Raw genomic sequence first — 17,249 nt, 5'->3', positions numbered from 1 at the left:
TTAAAGGCGGTGGGTATCACCCTGGCAACGCCAAGCCCTTCGGATTCGGCCCATACTCATTGCTCCCCTCCTGGCTGTCCTGCACGGCAAAGTAGATCAACACCAGCGCGCCGATGAGGGGCACGATCATCAGCAAAGCCCACCAGCCGGATTTGCCGATGTCGTGGAGGCGGCGCACCGTCACGCCGACGCTGGGCAGCAGCACGCCGAGGCTGTAGATGCCCGACAGCACGTCGCCCATGCCGCCCTCACCGCCGCCGCCGACCAGCTGCAGCACGACCATGATGATCAGGTTGAAGAGGGTGAACATCCAGTATTCCTTGCGCTGGGCGCGGCCCTTGAAATCGGCGTACTGCCTGAGTGCTTTCAGATACCACTGCATGGAAATCTCCCTGTGCATGTCAAAAGGATGGGCTCGGAAACGATAGCATGCGCAGGGTGGCGGGCAGGCTGGGGCGTTGGGCTTTCCTTCGTCCGCCAGCCGGGCTACCTTCGGCCACCCACCTGTTTTGATGCCTTCCATGCCGCCCATCCTCCGCGCCCTTGAATCCCGCAATTACCGCATCTACTTTGCCGGCCAGCTGATTTCCCTGGCGGGCACCTGGATGCAGCAGGTGGCCATGGTGTGGCTGGCCTACCGCCTCACCGGGTCGGCGCTGGTGCTGGGCGTGGTGGGCTTTGCCAGCCAGTTCCCGATCCTGGTTTTCAGCGCCATCGGCGGAGTGATCACCGACCGCTTCGACAAACGCCGCCTGCTGCTGGCCACCCAGGCTCTTTCGATGGTGCAGGCCCTGGGGCTGGCGGTGCTGGCCTGGCAGGGCAGCGCCACCCCGGCGCACCTCATCGCGCTGGCCTTCGGGCTGGGCCTGATCAATGCGCTGGACGTGCCGACCCGCCAGGCCATTGCGGTGCAGTTGGTAGACAACAAGGCCGACCTGCCCAATGCCATCGCTCTCAATTCGTTTCTGATGAACTCGGCACGCTTCGTTGGCCCGAGCCTCGCCGGATTTGTGGTGGCGCTGGCCGGCGAGGCGGTGTGCTTTCTGCTCAACGGGCTGTCCTACCTGGCGGTGCTGCTGGCCCTGCTGGCCATCCGCCTGCCGGCCGGCGAGGCGCGCAAGCCCCCCGCGCCGCCCCTCCAGGCCCTGCGTGAAGGCCTGGCCTACGCCGCCGGGCAGGCGGAGATCCGCGCCTCGCTGCTGCTGGTGGCCACCGTCAGTTTCCTGGCAGCACCTTATGTGGTGCTGATGCCGCTGTTCGCCCGGGAGATCTTCGGCGGCGACGCGCGCCTGTACGGGCTGCTGCTGGGCTGCTCGGGAGCCGGGTCACTGCTCGGCAGTGCCTATCTGGCCAGCCGCCAGGACACCGCCGGCCTGACCCGCAAGGTGGCGCTGGCGGCGCCGGCGGTAGGCGTGTGCGTGGCCCTGTTCGGCCTGTCGCCGGCCCTGTGGATGGCCGTGCCGGTGCTGCTGGCCCTGGGCCTGGCCATCATCATCACCGTGGCGGGCAGCAACACCCTGATCCAGACCCGGGTGGACAACGCCTTCCGGGGCCGGGTGATGGCCCTGTTCACCATGGCCTTTCTCGGCGTAGCGCCCCTGGGCAGCTTTGTGGTGGGCAGCCTGGCCCACGCTGTCGGTGTGCGTCCAACCCTGGCGCTGTGCGGCCTGCTGACGGTGGCCGCGGGCCTGTACTACCGGCGCCATACGGCGGACTAGGTGCCGCGGGGGCTCGGCCCCACCGGCCATCCCCGCTATCATTCCGGCCTCACCCCTGCCGGCCTGCGGGCCCACGCCACCATGACCGAAACCACCGGCGCCCCGGCGACGCCCCGGGCCGCCCCCCGCGTGCTGTCGCTCATCCCGCCGATGACGCAGCTCAACACGCCCTACCCGTCCACCGCCTACCTCACCGGCTTTTTGCGCAGCCGCGGCGTGGACGCGGTACAGGACGACCTGGCCCTGCGACTGGTGCTCACCCTGTTCTCGCCCACCGGCCTGGAGGCCCTGCGCGAACGGGCCCGGGCGCTCCCCGGCAAGAAGCGATCGGCAACGCTGCAGACCTTCGAAGGCGCCTTCGAGCGCTACCGGGCCACCATCGCCCCGACGATCGCCTTTCTGCAGGGGCGCGACCCCACCCTGGCCCACCGCATCGCCAGCCGCGCCTTTCTGCCCGAGGGGCCGCGCTTTGCCTCCCTCGACGCCTACTACGACCCTGACGGCGGCGACCCACTGGCCTGGGCCTTCGGCGCCCTGGGGGTGCAGGACAAGGCCCGCCACCTGGCCACCCTCTATCTCAACGATCTGGCCGACGTGCTGCGTGAAGCGGGCGACCCGCGCTTCGAGTTTGTGCGCTATGCCGAATCCCTGGCCATGGCCCAGCCCAGCTTCGAACCCCTGGCCACGGCCCTGGCGGCCCCACCGACCCTGGTGGATGACACCCTCGAATCCCTCACCCTGAGCGCCATCCAGCGCCATCAGCCGCAGGTGGTGCTTCTGTCGGTGCCCTTCCCCGGCTCGGTGTACGCGGCCTTCCGCATCGCCCAGACCCTCAAGGCCCGGCACCCGGCCATTGTCACCGTGCTGGGCGGCGGCTTTGTGAACACCGAGCTGAGGGAGCTGGCCGAGCCGCGGGTCTTCGACTACTTCGACTACATCACCCTCGACGACGGCGAGCGCCCCCTGCTGGCCCTGCTGGAACATCTGGCCGGCAAGCGCGGCCGCTCGCGCCTGGTGCGCACCTATGTGCGCGAGGACGGCCAGGTGCGCTACATCAATCTGGTCGAACCCGACGTGCCCTTTGCCGAGGTCGGCACCCCCACCTGGGACGGCCTGCCCCTGGACAGCTACCTGTCCATCCTCGACATGCTCAACCCCATGCACCGCATGTGGTCGGACGGGCGCTGGAACAAGCTCACCGTGGCCCACGGCTGCTACTGGAAGAAGTGCAGCTTCTGCGACGTGAGCCTGGACTACATCGGCCGCTACGACGCCGCCGGCGCCGACCTGCTGGTGGACCGCATCGAGGCCATCGTTGCCGAAACCGGCCAAACCGGCTTCCACTTCGTGGACGAGGCCGCTCCGCCCAAGGTGCTCAAGGCCCTGGCCGACGAGCTGGCCCGGCGCAACCGGGCGATTTCGTGGTGGGGCAACATCCGCTTTGAAAAATCCTTCACCCCCGAGCTGTGCCAGCAGCTCGCCGACAGCGGCTGCATCGCCATCTCCGGCGGCCTGGAGGTGGCCTCCGACCGGCTGCTGACGCTGATGAAGAAGGGGGTTTCGGTGGACCAGGTGGCCCGGGTCACCAAGGGCTTCAGCGATGCCGGCATCCTGGTGCATGCCTACCTGATGTACGGCTTCCCCACCCAGACCGTGCAGGACACCGTGGACGCGCTGGAATACGTGCGCCAGCTCTTCGACGCCGGCTGCATCCAGTCGGGCTTCTTCCACCGCTTCGTGTGCACCGTGCATTCACCGGTGGGCCAGAACCCCGAAGAGTACGGCGTGAAGCTCAAGCCCCTGCCGCCGATCCGCTTTGCCAAGAACGACGTGGGCTTCATCGACCCCACCGGGGTGGACCACGACGCGCTGGGGGTGGCCCTCAACAAGGCGCTCTACAACTACATGCACGGCATCGGCCTGGACGAGGATGTGCGCAGCTGGTTCGACATGCGGGTGCCCAAGGCCCGGGTGCCGAAGAACTTCATCGGGCGGGCCCTGGGCTACTGAGCCCACGGCGGCTCAAGATCGGCACCCCCCCAGGGCGACAACCCGAGCCAGCACTCCGGGTGGGATATGCCTTCACCCCCAGCTACAGCTTGAACAGCGCACGCGCCCTGAAGGCACTGGCAGATGATGGAGCGGAGAATGGGCTAGTGCTTTTGTGCCGGAGCCTCAAGCTCCGTCACCTTGAAGTGCCTGGCACCGAAATCGACAGCACAGCGGGCCTCGCCCTTCGGGCACACAGGCGCCCCCGCCAGGCTGCCCGGGCCAAGCCGGCCGAGGGCCTGCTCTACGTCCTTGAGCGGCGCGCTGGCAATGCCGTCGTGGGGCACCAGCCCCAGCCCGGCAAAATCACGCTTGTTGTCGGCAACGATCACCAGTACCTCCCATTCCCCGGCCGGGGCATCCGCGGTGAAAGACCAGCGCTCCCGCGGGAAGCGCATCGCCCCACCAGCCGCAATCCGGTTGTCGAGATCCAGCGTGTTCGGAAAGATCAACGACAGCTTGCCGTCGGTCTTGTCCAGCAGGAGGAGATAAACGTAACCCGCCTGCTCGCTCCTGAGCGCAAAGGACAGGGCATCCTTGCCCACCGTGAGCGCAGACTTGACCCCGCTCAGCGTCATTTCCCGGTGGCCCGCATCCCGCAGCGCCTGAAGCCCCTCGCTCCAGCCCACCTCGGCCGGCAGCGCAGGTTGAGCGACCTCCGCCGGTGCCGGGGTGACGGGCGCGGGCGCTACATGCACCGGGGCGGGCTCCGGCGCTTTGGCCACCTCGGGCACGGCAGCCGGCTTTGGCGCCTCATCACCGCCCTTCAAGGCAAAGTAGCCCACCGCCGCCAGGACGACAGCCGCAAGGCCCAGCGCCGGCCCCAGCACGCTGCGACCGCCCTTCGCCGGGGGCATGGGCGATGCCGCATCGGCAAGCGGCCCCTGCGTGCGCGTCTGGGTGGGTTTTACCTCCGTTTTGGACGGCGGGGCGGCAAGAGTCAGGCTTGATCTGACCCGCGGCGCATCATCCTGCGCCACCGCGCCGGGCAGTGAGACGGGCGACGACTCGGCTGGCTGAGGGGCTGGCTGAGGGGCTGGCTGAGGGGCTGGCTGAGGGGCTGGCTGAGGGCGCACGGGCGCCTCGCCAAAACCCAGCGCGTCCCGCATCGCGGCAATGGACTGGGGGCGCTCATCGGCCTTGACCGCCAGGCATTGATCCAGCCCGGCGAGGAAGGTCGGGTCGTAGGCCCCCGCCGCCAGCGTGGCCAGCGGCTGGTAAGTGTCGTTCATCAAGCGTCCCACCGACGCCGGGGGCGTGCGACCGGTGAGGATGTAGTACACGACCGCCGCCAGGGCGTAGATGTCGGTCCACGCCCCCTGCTTCAGGCCGGGCATCTCGGCGTACTGCTCGACAGGCGCAAAGCCGGGCTTGAGGATCACCGTCAGCGCCTGCGTCATGTCGCCGATCACACGGCGGGCGGCGCCAAAATCCAGTAGCACCGGACGCTCATCCTTGAGCAGCAGGATGTTGTCCGGAGCAATGTCCCGGTGGAAACAGCTTTCGGAATGCATGATCTCCAGTGCATCCATCAGCGGCACGAGAATCCGGCGGATCCAGCCCTCGTCAGGCACCCCGGTGCGCTGCCTGAGGGCATCACGCAGGGTGACCCCGTCGTAGAAGGGCATGGCCATGTAGGCCGAGCCCCTGTCCTCCCAGAAGCGGTAGACCTTGACCAGCGCCGGGTTGTCGAACTTGGCGAGCAGACGCGCCTCATTCACAAAACTGCGCAGCCCCACCTCGAAGGTCTCGCGATGCCGCTCCGAACGCACCGAAACCTGCAGATCCCGGGTGCGGGAGGCCAGCGACGCGGGCATGTACTCCTTCAGGGCGACCTTGCGTTCCAGGGAATGATCATAGGCCAGGTAGACAATGCCGAAGCCCCCTTCGCCAATAAGCCCCACGATCTCGAACTCGCCGAGTCGGGTGTTCATGGGCAGGCAATTGGGGCTGCTGCCGGGGTTGGCAGGCGGAACGCTGCCGGCGCTGCTGGCGCCCCCCCCAAGCACAATGGTCCTGTCGTTTCCGGAGCTGGGCACCTGCTAGCCCCCGACCGTAGATGAAGCAGAGCACCAGGAGTGCGGAAGCCGCAGGCGTGCCATGGGCCAAGCCGATTTCTTCACAATTGCGAACCCCGCATCACACAATTCCGGATGTCATTCATCGCCACCAATGGCTGACGGCATGAGCAGGCCCGAGCCCGCGTCTTTGCAGCCGATTCTAGCACCATGCCGTTGCGGCCATACGCTGCCGGGCGCCGCGCCGGCAGGGCAAAAAACAGGGCGCCCGAGCCGCCTGCCCCGGTTTTGTCCTGCCACTGATTCCCTATATCATCCGATCACTTTCACCCCTGTTTCCACCGGACTCCAGCCCCCATCCGCCCCCTCCCCGAACCATGACCCTCCGCGCGCTGCCCCTCGTCGCCCTCATGCTGTGTAGCCCGTTTGCGGAGGCGGGCTTCGAGAAACGGGAGGCCACACCGCCGCCCAATGTCGAGGCGCCCCGCGCCCCGGCCCGGCCGCCCAGGGAGGCGGCGCCCCGCAAGCCCCGCCCCGCCCCCCGGCCCACCGTAGCCGTGCCCTCGACGGAAAGCGCGCCAGAACCGGTCCGCTCCGTGAGCACCCCGGTACCAGCACCAGAGGTAGTGCGTGATTGCGCCGACTGCCCCGAGCTGGTCATCATCCCGGCTGGAGAGATCGCACTGGGCTCGCCCGACAGCGAAGCGGGGCGCCGGAGTGATGAAGGCCCGCAGATCCGCTGGCAACTGCAGAAACCCCTGACCGTGGGGCGCTTCGAGATCACCCGCGGGCAGTTTGCCGCCTTCACCCGCTCGGCAAACTACGTTCCCGCGATGCCCTGCGGCGAGTTCGACGGCAAGGCCTGGTCCTACGGCCTGACCCGGCGCTGGAGCGCACCAGGCTTCCAGCAGGAAGACACGCACCCCGTCGTGTGCGTCAGCAATTCGGATATCACCGCCTACCTTACCTGGCTTTCCAGCAAGACCGGCCGGAAATACCGCCTGCCCAGCGAGCTTGAGTGGGAATACGCGGCCCGGGCAGGCCGCGCCGACGTGCGCCCGGGCGCACGCGCTGGTGCCACCCCCTGCGCCTACGCCAATATCGCGGACGCCGCCTTCCAGTGTACCGACCACTTCGTCGCGACCTCTCCTGTCGGCCAGTTCCGCCCCAACGATTTCGGGCTGCATGACGTGATCGGCAACGTCGCGGAATGGGTCGACGGGTGTTACAGCGAGAACCTCTTTGAAACCCTGCACAAAAAGCAGGCCAGCGGCGGCGGCAATGTGCTCGACGGCTTCTTCGACTCTCTCGCGTCCGGCGTCGGCCTGTGCCGCAAGGTCGCCCGGGGCGGGTCCTGGCAAAGCGGCCCCGACGAAGCCCGGCTTGCCGCGCGTGAAACCTTCGACACCTTCTCCAGCGGCAACAACCGCACCGGCTTCCGCGTGGTGCGGGAAGCACCTTAGCCTGCCGCGGCCCGACCGACCGCCCAGCCCTGCACCCCGCGCATAGAATCCCGGCTTTTCCGGACGCTCACGCCATGAAACTGAATCACCTGCCCATCGGCGCCCGCTTCGAATACGAGGGCCAGATCTACACCAAGACCGGCCCCATCACCGCTGCCGCCGAAAAGGGCGGCCAGCGCATGATCCCGCGCCACGCGGTGCTGCGCCCGGTGGACGGCCATACCCCGCCGCCCACCCCGGCCACAACCCGGCAAGTCGACGAAGCCCGGGTGCTGGCCGCCTTCGACAGCTACCACACCACCGCCCTGCGTCTGGCGGAAGGCCTCGGCAAAGCCGAACTGGAACAGGCCCGGGCGAAGTTTCTGGCGGCACTGGAGGGCTGAGAAAAAGGCGCCACGGAAGCAAAAGACGCAAAAAAAGCCGGAACCCCGTTTTTGCTGGGCTTTCCGGCTTGCTTTTGAGTACTGCTGAAGAGCTTTTGGTGCTTGGGCGAGACTCGAACACCCTTACCTACTAAGGCTTTTAAAGCCAAATTAAGATTTATGCCCCCAGAAATGCCCCCAAGCTGCGACTCTGAGTGCCACGTGATCACCAGCGGGGTGATCATTTCACACCTCGACGAAATACTCCGCCAGCCGATCTTTGCAAGCCAAGAACTGATACTGGCTTCGACAATGAGAGACGAGACAATCAACCAAGTCACGCTCTTCCATCTGCTCCCGCAACACTAAGCGCAACATGCCGTCAGGTTTTGGGCAAGTCAGCAGACGCTCCTTCACATCCAAAAACCCAAACTCTCGTATCGCTAAAAGAATGGCGCTCTCGAAGGTCAAAACCCTATCGTTCAGTGCATCATAAACTTGCGGAAGAACTTCCTGGTTTGACAAAACTGACTGTAGCGAGCGCCTATCACCCGTCGCCAAAGTCGACAGTTCAAGCTCCACCATTGCAGCGAAAAGCAACTGCTCCCCGCCGTCAATTCCTGTCACACCATCCATCGCATCAAGCAAGGAGGCATCCTGCACCTCAGGTAACTCGCTAGCACCGTCCAAGAACGTGCGCAACGCCTGCAGCGTAGCTTCGTTTCCTGCCTTAGCAAGCGCCTTTTGCTCACTCTTCGGTATTAGTTGAAACCGCGCCGTCGGTAAGACAAAAACAGGGCAGCCAGCACCTTCCCCAAGCAATTGGGGAAGGTCTGGCAGTAAGCTGCATTGAGCAAGCTTCAGAATAAGATCGTTATCTGCGAGGAGAATCACTCAACACGGGCACCGATCAGACGCGAAATGGCCGCCAAGTCATCATCATCAATATCATTCTCTCGCAACTCGGCAAGCAGCTTGTTCCTCAACACAGTCTGATCTGTAGGCATACCCTCAGATATTGCCTTAATAGCGCTCTGTGCAACTCCCCAATGCCCTTGAGTATGCCCATAATTCAAAGCCACGTGCAGCGGGTCTATTCTATTTTGCTCACCGTAGAGAATAGCTGCCTTGGCCAGTTCAGGGCCACGCAACACCCGACCGCTTGGCACAATCTTACAATCTGGGTTGCCTGTGAGTATCTCAATCGCGTACTGGTTAGCCGCACGCTCATCAGGATCATCGGCACCAGCGTCAATATCCTGATCAACTACGCATCGCCCATTCGCCACATGCCCCAAAGCGATATGCGCAAGTTCGTGAGCCAAATCAAAAAGAAGGAATCCGTGAGATCGACCGGACGTTAGAACAATTGCCGGTTGAGCCTCAGACTCAAACGCTAGGCCCGCCATCTTCTTAGTATTTCTGGGAAGATGCTGCAAAAAAATGACCGGAATCCCAAGACTCCAAACATATTGGAGAAGCACAGAAAAACTGATGTAGGCATTCTCCTGGAGCAGACACTCTCGAATTAACCTCGCCTCAGGAATCACGACTCTCTCTACTTTTGCCGGCAAAACCTTGAACACAAGACGCGCCGCCGACATTGCCAATGCACAAGCTAGATCGAGATGCTGCGCTTTATGCCCTACCTGGTGCTTGAACCGACGCCCGGATGGCACACACAGAGTCGGGTGTGCATCGTGGTTCCTAAGCGTACCAGGCTGAACCCCAAAAAGATGGCCAAGCCGCAGACTTGCCTCTTGATACCCTGATTGCGTTTCAGCAATAGCGTCATCCCACCAATCCGGAAGGAGCGAGTTGATATACGCGCGGCTGTAGCCAACGGTCTGCAATTTCCCGTACAGGGCTGCCATGGAATTTGTCTTATCTGCCATGCTCCCTCCACAAAAAATGCCTTGCATCAATCTGGCAGGATTAAACGCAAATCCGCGGCGAATTTTTCGCCGCCCACAGCTACCATTATATCGAAGAAATCCATAAAAATCAATCAATTGACATGTACCATCGCCTTGATATCTGCAAGCACACCTCCCTTTTGGACTTTACCCTCTGAATCGCCAGCACTCGATGAACGACATCACATAGGCACGAAAGTGATGCTCACCACCTCGGATCGTTCGCCGCCACGCCGTCCAGCTTCGCGCACGCCCAGCGCCTGATCTGCAGCAGCGCCTCCGCCCAGCTCCCGGGCGTGAGCAGCCGCCAAGCCGCCTCAGGATGTGGCCAGATCCGCCGCACACGAAACATCAGGATGTCGGGCTGCGACAGGTTCCGCCGGGTTGGCCTCGTGGCCCACCTGTTATAGAACCACGTAGGCCGGCAGCCCGGAGCGCTGGGCAAGCCGCTCGGACAATCCCGCGCCTCACGGGCGGCCCCATCAGGCAACAAAGAAACCGCTCTTCTGCGCAACGTTGCGCTGGACTCCGATGCTGACGAACGCATCGAACTTGCCGGCGGTCAGTGGTGCCGTGCCCACCCGATAGACCACCTGGGTGAAACGCCGCAACCGTGTGGGGAACGGGATCTGCAGCAGCGCAACGCCCCGCGCCACCTGGGCCACGGGGAGCACGGGGCCGGCGATCACGTCGGAGAAATTCACCCCATCCGCTGAATCCTGCAGAACAGCCCGCAAGGTCGCCGAACCGCTGGAAGTTGCGGCCGTGTTGCATACGACACTCAGGAACACGTCATCAACCGCATGCCCGATATCGGAGGCCAGCGCACTGCCCGCGTCGAAGCAATTGGCTGATGCGGTGTCGCCGACCAAGAGAACGGCCTGCGCCTTGGAGTAGATCAAATTCAGGTCACGAATCGTCATTTCAGCTTTCCTTGCATGCGTGCCTGCCGGGCCAGGCGGGCCACCATGAGCACAGTGTCGGGGTGGTCACCAAGGCCCTTGTTGTCGAGGATCTTGGCGCGGCGGGGGTCTTGCGCGATGAAGGCGCGGGCGTCCCGGAATGCCTGGGCGGCGCCGTTGCCGTAGGTCTCGTTCAGGCGGGTGACAGCCTGCTCCCGCCAGACGATGCGGTCGGCGTCGCTCGGCGCCTCGGGGATCTGCCGGGCGATGGACTGCAGGGCGCGAACGTCATCATTCGACATCGACAGATCGGCGGCCATCTCGCGCAGCTCGGCAAGGGCCGCACGCTGCACCGGCTCGGGGATGGCCTTGGCGGTCTCGTCGCCGGCCCACAGATCATCGGGCAGTACCGATGCGTAGCTCCCCTGCGGCGAATACAGCGCGCGGAGGCCATCAGCCTCCCGCATGGCCTTGATGTTCTCGGGCACCTCGACGGCCGGCACCTCTTCCGGCTTGCCATAGAACGCCTCCTGGGCACGCTCATCCGACGTCCGTTCCACTTGGGGCTGTGGTGCCCGCGCGCTGGGAGGAGCGGCCTGGGTTTGCTGCACGGGCCCCGTGGGGGCGTCATAGAGCGTTGAGAGCGGCGCAGAGCCTTGGGGAGCGGCCTGAGCCTCACTGGCCCTGGCCGCTACGGACGACGGAGCGTCGTAGAGCGTGTTCAAGTTGGTCATTGCAGCAGGCCCTCCTTCTTGGCGACCTCGCGCATGCGGGTCAGCAACACATTGCCCATGCACTGCGCCGCGTCCGTCGCCCGTTCTGGCTGGCCGGCGTGGTGACGCATGTAGCTGAACTGCAACGCGTGGTGATCGTTCATGCCGTGCGTCGCGGTATCCAGCTCAGCGGCCATCGCGGCGCTGATCTCGCTTGCCGTCACGCTGAGGGAATAGTCGTGACCCCCTCGGCCATACACTGTGGTCTTGAAGAACGCGTGCGACTCGGTCCGCATCTCTGTGCAGAGGCTCTTCCAGTCGGCACAGGCAGCCTTCAGCGTGTCCAGGATCTCGTCGATCTTTGCGGCGGCCTGGATGCGCTCCACCTGCAGGCGCTCCGCGGCCTCTAGGTGGCCGACTGCCTTTGCACGGGCGGCGTCCTTCGCGTCGGCGTCGTCGGCGGCCTGGGCGGCAACGCGCGCCTTGCGGAGCATGTCGAGATCGGCCTCGGCTGCCGCGAGCTTCTGGGCCGCATCGCGAGCACCTTGCAGGGCGGCGGCGCTGGCCGGCGTCCGGGCCAGTTCGACGCCCGCAGCATGGTTGGCCTTGGCGGCTTCAGCCGCCGCGCGCTCGGCAAGCGCTATTTCCTGTTCAAGTTGGTCAAGCTTTGTGGTCATGGTGGGATTCACTCCGGGCGGGGGTTTTACGGAAGGCTCGCAGCCAGTCGTCAAGATCGTGCGCATCAACACGAAGCTGGCCGGTGGGGAAGGCGTACAGCGCGCAGAACTCGCCCCGCTTCACGTAGCGGTCAATCGTTCGGCGGGATAGCTTCAGGCGCTCTGCGGCTTCGTCGAGGCTGATCAGGTCGGGCATGGTTGGCGGCTTCGGTTGTCGTGCGATGACTTTATTTGTCGTCAAACGCGGCACGCGCACCCCTATTGAACAAAGTGAAAAACCCGGCACTGGGCCGGGCTTTTCTAACGTTCAACCGTCGAGTATCTGGCAGGCGTCTGACATCGCCGAGCCCCGCGGCAGATGTGGGCGACGGTGCTTTTCGGGATTCCGCGGACCTTGGCGATTTCCAGATAACTCATCCCTTGGTCACGAAGCGCGAGCACCTCCGCGATCTCCAAATTGGTGTACTTCGCCTGCGGGTGCGTCTCGCCGATCCGCTGCCCTCGTTCATTGAGCGCAACCAGCCTAGCCATCGATAAAGACCTCCACCTTGAAAAAAACGGGATGCCGCAGCCGGGCGTTCAGGATGGCGTTGTCGATGGCACAGCGGCGCTCCATCGAGTCGGGCGCACCCACCTGGGACGCCTCAATCAAGGCACGGCGGACGGCCTCGGGAAGGCGTCCGGTCAGCTTCGGCGACATCATTGCTGTTCCCCCGCAAGACAGCGGCGATACGCCCGAATAAGCCGATCTCGGAGCTTGGAAGGCTTCATTCCCTCCAGGCGGCCAATCCGCTCTTCAGTTGGCACCGAATCTCCGGGCGCCTGCTTGGCGCGGCACAGCTGCTCCGCCAGAGATTTGGACTCAGCCGCATCGGTTTCAAGTCGGCTTACTCGCCTCTTCATCATTTCAATGGTCATGTCGTGCTCCTTCGTTGATTCCGTCGTCGCCTTCATTGCCGCTGCTCTATCGCCCTGATGCGCTGCTCAAGTTCCTGGGTTTCGATTGCCTTCCGGCGGTTCTCCACGATCCCGGATAGGGTCGCGGCTTCGCCCGGCGTCAGATCCCCGGAAGCAACGGCCTGGAGGATGGCGGCCTGCGCCTCTGCGACCCCTGCCGGGCTTTCGGTGCTGGGCAGTCCAGGCAACTCCACGGCGCGCTCCCGGGCGTTGGGTACAAGTTTGTCGAGCACGAGGCGGGCCGCGGTAAGGTCGCCGTCCTTGGCCTGCTTGATCACCTCGGCGGCGATGTCCTTGATGCCGCCCTCAAACAGCTCCAGGGCCAAGCGCGTGGTCTTGTTGATGGCGCCTTTCGGCTTGCCGCGGGGGTTACCCGATTCGCCCGGTTTCCAGGCGGCGGGCGGGATTCGTTTGTTGGTCATGAGTGATTCCCTTCTGATTTTTCAGTTGCTCGCAGGCGCAGCACGTCCAGCCAATCGCCAATGATTTCGGGAACGACCACCTCCGCCTCGACGCCCTTGAGCTTCAGGCGGTGGGCCGCGCGGTATGCAGCAGCCTGGCCGGCGAAGTTCTCGTCGTTGTCGGCGAAGATGATTACCTCGCGGACACCTTCGGGCGGCTCGAACGACTCGATGCCTTGGGCGCTGATGCAGGACCAGGCCGGCACCCCGAACAATTCCGATGCGGCGAGGGAGGTCTCGAGACCTTCGGCGACACCCAGGACTTGCGAAAGGGCTGTTAGACGAATTGCAGCCCCGGCAATGGGCAAGCCCTGCGCGAGCTTCTTCGGGGACGCCACGGGCGCCTTGTGGCCGTCATGCAGGTAGGTCCGGTGCAGACTCACGGCGCGGCCATCCGGCGCGGTCACGGTGGCGAACATCGCGGCGTAGGTGCCGACCGTTTCACCGTCGTCCTGATACCGCAGGCCGGGATGCACCCGGACGGCTTCCGGCAGGTCGTACAGGCGCAGCCCCCGGCCAAGCAGATACCTCTCCGCTTCGTCGCCGCGCTGAATCGGCTTCGACTCCCGCCACACCCTGCGCAGGGCCGCCAGCTTGTCGCCGTCGCTGCGGTCGGGCTTGCCGGTCACGGGCTGAACGACACCTGCAAGTCGCTCGATGTGCTGGGCCGTCTCCTTGAAGCCCTGACCGGTGATCCCCATCGCCAACTTCACGCCATCGCCGGCCCCGCAGCCGCTGCAGTAATAGGTTCCGCGGCCGTCCCTGTCGTCGAAGCGAAAGCGGTCCTTACCCCCGCACATCGGGCAGGCGCAGTGCTTGCCGGACAGGGTGCGTTCTTCCACCCCCAGGCCCAACAGGATGCCGCGCCAGCGACCACGTGCAGCCGTGCGAACGTCAAACCGCTCCATGGCTCACCCCGGCTTTCTCGCGCCCTTTCGCGAAGCGGATTTGCTGCGACTTCAGCCAGGACAGCAGCTCTTGCGTGGGTGTGGCCGTCACTTCGTTGAGACCACGCGGCCACACGCCAAACATCGCCCGATACTGGTTCGCAGCCCAGCCGGGCCGATAGCCCTTCGCCCGGCACACCTGAAGCAGTTGGGAATAAACGTGCTGCTTCCGGTCGGGCGTCGCCGGCTTCTTGGCCTTGCGGTCGATCTTCACCAACTCGCCGTCGGCCACCTCCACGTCACTCTGCCGTTGCGGCTTGAATCCGCACTTGGGGCACTCATGCACACCAGCATCGCGGACAAACTTGCACTTCGGGCAGGGCTTCGGCTCGGACTTCTTGCGCTCATCCTTCCGACTGCCGGCCTTGTTGGCGTTGCCGTCGCAAAGCTCAAGCGGCAGGTCGTCGAAGGGGTGCCCGATGCGCTCCACGCTGCCGGAGTGATCCAGCAGCAAGGCGCGGGTCTTGCCGGGCGCCGGGCGAAGGATACGGCCGATCATTTGCAGAAACCGGGTGAGGCTCTTCGTGGGCCTCGCCAAGACCATGCAGCTCGTGTCGGGCACGTCGAAGCCTTCGGACAGCAGGGAGACGTTCGACAGGAGCGTGAAGTCGCCACGCTCGAAGCGCCTTAGGATGTCGGCGCGGGTCTCGTCGTCCATGTAGCAGTCAAGGTGCTCGGCGGTCACCCCAGCGGCGCGGAACTGCTCGACGATGTGCTGGGAGTGTGCGATGGACGATGCAAAGCAGATGGTTTTGGCGCCTCCGGCGAGCTTCAACCAGTGCCGCAGGATGTCGCCCACCAGCTCCGGCCGGTCGGCGGCCTCTTCGATGTCGGCCTGTCGATAGTCCTGCTCGCCCTCGGCGGTGCGAGAGGTTTTCGCGCCGGTCATGTCCGGGCTGCTCGGTGCGTAGATTTCGAGGTCCGTCAGATGCCCCGCATCCACCAAAGATTGCACCGTCGCGCCAATCACTAAATCCTCGAACAGCGGACCGCGCAGCTCGGGGTACGGCTTGCCCAACCCGCGAGCAAAGGGCGTTGCGCTCAGGCCGATGCAGGGAACACGGCTGTAGCGGAACAGCAGGGCGCGGTACTTCTCGCTGCCGGCACAGGCGTGCGCCTCGTCGATGATGAACAGTGCCACGTCACCGAAGATGCAGTTGCGGGCGTGGATGGTGTCGATCGAGGCCACGACAACGCGGTGATGCAGGCCGTGGGTGTTCTCGCCCTGGAGGATGCCCACATCCAGCCCGGCGGCCCGGAGCGCGGCGGCGAACTGATGCACCAGCTGCTTGCGGTTCGCCAGCACGACAACGCGGCCCTTGGACTTGCTCAGGGTCATTTGCGTGATGGCCGTCGCAACGCGGGTCTTGCCCCCGCCGGTCGGCAGGTAGGCCAGGACGCGGCGGCGCCCGGCTTTGAGCGAGGCGCGAACCTCCGTCACCAGACCGGCCTGGTAGTCCCGCAGGCTGATAACCTCGGCCCCAGCCAGGGCAGCGGATGCTTGGGCTTGGGTGCTCATGCTGCACCCCCGATACCGAGAGCGCTCTCGGCAATCTCCACGTCAGCCTCGAAGTCCGGCTGAACATCATTCGCCCTTGGCTTGGGGCCTTTGGTTTTGGGCTGGGGTTGCTGGTCGAGCGGTGCCTTTATATTAAGCATGCCTGCGGGCATGCCCGAGGCACTGCCTGAAGCATTGCCTGAAGCACGGCCGCCCCATCGTGCCGCATGGCCTTTCATGGACTTCTGACGGGCCTTGCTGACAGCCTGATAGGACGCTTCAAGCTCACCAACCCAGTCTTGACGCATCCATTCGCCATGCTTCACGACGAACAGCGACTCAATGGCCTTTCGGACCTTCTTCCACTCGGCGGGAGACGTGGCGGTGATACGGGCCAGAGCAACATCGTCGTCAGGGATGGGGCCGATTCGCCAGTAATGCGCCTTCAGCAGCAGCAGCGCCCCGCAGGCAATCGCAGGAGCCGGGAGCGCCATAACCTCGGCTTGCCACGCCTGAATATCGACAAGCAGGCTCTTGGGCGGCGTGATTCTGGCGGCCATCACACCACCTCCTGCACAGGCTCGGCGACAAGCGCATAAACGGCGACGCCGCGATGCGGATAGCCCTGATCATCAAAGACCGTCACACGGCCCACCGTCGGGATGTCGTAGCCCAGCGCGCGCAGCTCAAAGATCCGGGTCTGCGACTGCATGATGCCGGCGCGGCGGAAGTCGAGCGTGTGCTTCTGACCGGGGCGCAGCATCTCGATGATGCGCTGGCGCTGGGCTTCACCGGTCGCGGTGACGTGGGGATGGTGGACCGCTACGGGCTCGGGAAGGCTTTCCGGGAAGAGGTCCGTAGTGCTAGAGTGGAAGCGCTGATAGCCGTTTGTTTTGCCGACAGAGCCACCCCGCCAGGTGGCTTTGTCATGTCCGGGGGCGGCCATTTACGCCTCCCCTGCGGCCTTGCGGCTCTTCTCGACTTGGGCATTCAGCCAGGCGTCAATTTCCCCCTCGATCCAGCCAACAGTCCTCTCACCCAAAGAAATCGGGGCTGGAAAAGTACCGGCTTTAATGCGGTCGTAAATCGTGCTGCGCGCGAGCCCGACGCGGGCTTCAACCTGCTTGCGACGCAGGATTGTGAGGGCAGTTTGAATCTGTGCAGCCATGTCGGATCTCTCCGTCTGTCGCCGGAACGTACCGGCATGGCTGCAGTATTTTTCTCCTCACGTTCGCTATGAATCACATAAATCTGAATCGGTCACCTTGAGCGATTTTTGTGAAACTTCACGCGCGCTTTGCTTATTGCATTCCGCAATGCTCCTACGTGATCAACGTTGTAGGCCTGACCATTTCGAAGGAAATACTCCTTCATGGCACTTTCTGCAGAGACCTTTCTCCCTCTGGTTTTCTCCAGTTCGGCCTGCAGTTCAAGGATTTCCAGGGCGATTTTTTCCGTTCGGCCAGAACGCGGACGTCCAGGCTTTCCCTTCTGAGTAACGTCCGCCGTCAGCAACGTGGTGGTCAGACTAGTCCGAACCCCCTTGGTCCTTCGGAGGCTATTCCTCG

General features: G+C 64.3%; 20 protein-coding genes. 4 read left to right on the top strand and 16 right to left on the bottom strand.

Features of this window, described 5'->3' with window-relative positions:
* Nucleotides 1-16: 16 nt before the first annotated feature.
* Nucleotides 17-382 carry a DUF805 domain-containing protein gene (locus PHI64_RS08030; RefSeq protein WP_299881267.1) on the bottom strand — a complete coding sequence of 122 codons (366 nt, stop codon included), beginning with the start codon at nucleotides 380-382 and terminating at the stop codon, nucleotides 17-19.
* A gap of 139 nt (nucleotides 383-521) precedes the next feature.
* On the opposite strand from PHI64_RS08030, the gene PHI64_RS08025 reads away from it, so the two are divergent.
* Nucleotides 522-1,718, top strand: coding sequence for an MFS transporter (locus tag PHI64_RS08025; RefSeq protein ID WP_299881264.1), 1,197 nt, complete (start codon nucleotides 522-524; stop codon nucleotides 1,716-1,718).
* Nucleotides 1,719-1,799: 81 nt separating this feature from the next.
* Nucleotides 1,800-3,728, top strand: a complete 1,929-nt coding sequence (locus PHI64_RS08020) for a radical SAM protein (RefSeq protein ID WP_299881372.1) — start codon at nucleotides 1,800-1,802, stop codon at nucleotides 3,726-3,728.
* Nucleotides 3,729-3,871: 143 nt separating this feature from the next.
* On the opposite strand, the gene PHI64_RS08015 is transcribed toward PHI64_RS08020, so the two are convergent.
* On the bottom strand, nucleotides 3,872-5,701 hold the full coding sequence (locus PHI64_RS08015; protein WP_299881261.1) for a protein kinase: 1,830 nt from the start codon (nucleotides 5,699-5,701) through the stop codon (nucleotides 3,872-3,874).
* 461 nt (nucleotides 5,702-6,162) lie between these two features.
* On the opposite strand from PHI64_RS08015, the gene PHI64_RS08010 reads away from it, so the two are divergent.
* Both PHI64_RS08010 and PHI64_RS08005 read left to right on the top strand, forming a co-directional pair.
* Nucleotides 6,163-7,248, top strand: coding sequence for an SUMF1/EgtB/PvdO family nonheme iron enzyme (locus tag PHI64_RS08010; RefSeq protein ID WP_299881258.1), 1,086 nt, complete (start codon nucleotides 6,163-6,165; stop codon nucleotides 7,246-7,248).
* Nucleotides 7,249-7,322: 74 nt separating this feature from the next.
* Nucleotides 7,323-7,631: a hypothetical protein gene (locus PHI64_RS08005; RefSeq protein ID WP_299881254.1), complete on the top strand. Its 309-nt coding sequence runs from the start codon at nucleotides 7,323-7,325 to the stop codon at nucleotides 7,629-7,631.
* 225 nt (nucleotides 7,632-7,856) lie between these two features.
* On the opposite strand, the gene PHI64_RS08000 is transcribed toward PHI64_RS08005, so the two are convergent.
* From PHI64_RS08000 to PHI64_RS07935, 14 genes are all read right to left on the bottom strand, one after another.
* The gene (locus PHI64_RS08000) at nucleotides 7,857-8,504 is read right to left on the bottom strand and encodes a hypothetical protein (protein ID WP_299881251.1); all 648 of its coding nucleotides are present in this window, start codon (nucleotides 8,502-8,504) and stop codon (nucleotides 7,857-7,859) included.
* On the bottom strand, nucleotides 8,501-9,505 hold the full coding sequence (locus tag PHI64_RS07995) for an ImmA/IrrE family metallo-endopeptidase (RefSeq protein WP_299881249.1): 1,005 nt from the start codon (nucleotides 9,503-9,505) through the stop codon (nucleotides 8,501-8,503). The genes PHI64_RS08000 and PHI64_RS07995 overlap by 4 nt, the downstream gene beginning before the upstream one ends.
* 503 nt (nucleotides 9,506-10,008) lie before the next feature.
* Complete coding sequence (locus PHI64_RS07990) at nucleotides 10,009-10,449, bottom strand: Bbp16 family capsid cement protein (RefSeq protein WP_299881245.1); 441 nt, start codon at nucleotides 10,447-10,449, stop codon at nucleotides 10,009-10,011.
* Nucleotides 10,446-11,162: a hypothetical protein gene (locus PHI64_RS07985; RefSeq protein WP_299881243.1), complete on the bottom strand. Its 717-nt coding sequence runs from the start codon at nucleotides 11,160-11,162 to the stop codon at nucleotides 10,446-10,448. The genes PHI64_RS07990 and PHI64_RS07985 overlap by 4 nt, the downstream gene beginning before the upstream one ends.
* Nucleotides 11,159-11,818, bottom strand: coding sequence for a hypothetical protein (locus PHI64_RS07980; RefSeq protein ID WP_299881240.1), 660 nt, complete (start codon nucleotides 11,816-11,818; stop codon nucleotides 11,159-11,161). Before PHI64_RS07980 ends, PHI64_RS07985 begins: the two co-directional genes overlap by 4 nt.
* A complete protein-coding gene (locus PHI64_RS07975) occupies nucleotides 11,802-12,014 on the bottom strand; it encodes a helix-turn-helix domain-containing protein (RefSeq protein ID WP_299881238.1) in 213 nt (70 codons plus the stop codon). The genes PHI64_RS07980 and PHI64_RS07975 overlap by 17 nt, the downstream gene beginning before the upstream one ends.
* Nucleotides 12,015-12,341: 327 nt before the next feature.
* Nucleotides 12,342-12,521 carry a hypothetical protein gene (locus tag PHI64_RS07970; RefSeq protein ID WP_299881234.1) on the bottom strand — a complete coding sequence of 60 codons (180 nt, stop codon included), beginning with the start codon at nucleotides 12,519-12,521 and terminating at the stop codon, nucleotides 12,342-12,344.
* Nucleotides 12,518-12,736: a hypothetical protein gene (locus PHI64_RS07965; protein WP_299881231.1), complete on the bottom strand. Its 219-nt coding sequence runs from the start codon at nucleotides 12,734-12,736 to the stop codon at nucleotides 12,518-12,520. The genes PHI64_RS07970 and PHI64_RS07965 overlap by 4 nt, the downstream gene beginning before the upstream one ends.
* A gap of 32 nt (nucleotides 12,737-12,768) precedes the next feature.
* On the bottom strand, nucleotides 12,769-13,197 hold the full coding sequence (locus PHI64_RS07960) for a DUF5681 domain-containing protein (RefSeq protein WP_299881227.1): 429 nt from the start codon (nucleotides 13,195-13,197) through the stop codon (nucleotides 12,769-12,771).
* A complete protein-coding gene (locus tag PHI64_RS07955) occupies nucleotides 13,194-14,144 on the bottom strand; it encodes a toprim domain-containing protein (RefSeq protein WP_299881224.1) in 951 nt (316 codons plus the stop codon). The genes PHI64_RS07960 and PHI64_RS07955 overlap by 4 nt, the downstream gene beginning before the upstream one ends.
* Nucleotides 14,131-15,702: a DEAD/DEAH box helicase gene (locus PHI64_RS07950; protein WP_299881221.1), complete on the bottom strand. Its 1,572-nt coding sequence runs from the start codon at nucleotides 15,700-15,702 to the stop codon at nucleotides 14,131-14,133. Before PHI64_RS07950 ends, PHI64_RS07955 begins: the two co-directional genes overlap by 14 nt.
* The gene (locus PHI64_RS07945; protein ID WP_299881218.1) at nucleotides 15,699-16,241 is read right to left on the bottom strand and encodes a DUF1376 domain-containing protein; all 543 of its coding nucleotides are present in this window, start codon (nucleotides 16,239-16,241) and stop codon (nucleotides 15,699-15,701) included. The genes PHI64_RS07950 and PHI64_RS07945 overlap by 4 nt, the downstream gene beginning before the upstream one ends.
* On the bottom strand, nucleotides 16,241-16,627 hold the full coding sequence (locus PHI64_RS07940; RefSeq protein ID WP_299881215.1) for a helix-turn-helix domain-containing protein: 387 nt from the start codon (nucleotides 16,625-16,627) through the stop codon (nucleotides 16,241-16,243). The genes PHI64_RS07945 and PHI64_RS07940 overlap by 1 nt, the downstream gene beginning before the upstream one ends.
* A complete protein-coding gene (locus PHI64_RS07935; RefSeq protein WP_299881213.1) occupies nucleotides 16,628-16,849 on the bottom strand; it encodes an AlpA family transcriptional regulator in 222 nt (73 codons plus the stop codon). It lies immediately after the preceding gene.
* Nucleotides 16,850-17,249 lie beyond the last annotated feature (400 nt).

Origin of the sequence: Zoogloea sp. (assembly GCF_028689785.1) — a bacterium.
Taxonomy (GTDB): domain Bacteria; phylum Pseudomonadota; class Gammaproteobacteria; order Burkholderiales; family Rhodocyclaceae; genus Zoogloea.
Note: the sequence above shows the minus strand (reverse complement) of the source record. Positions and strands in the feature narration are given on the sequence as shown.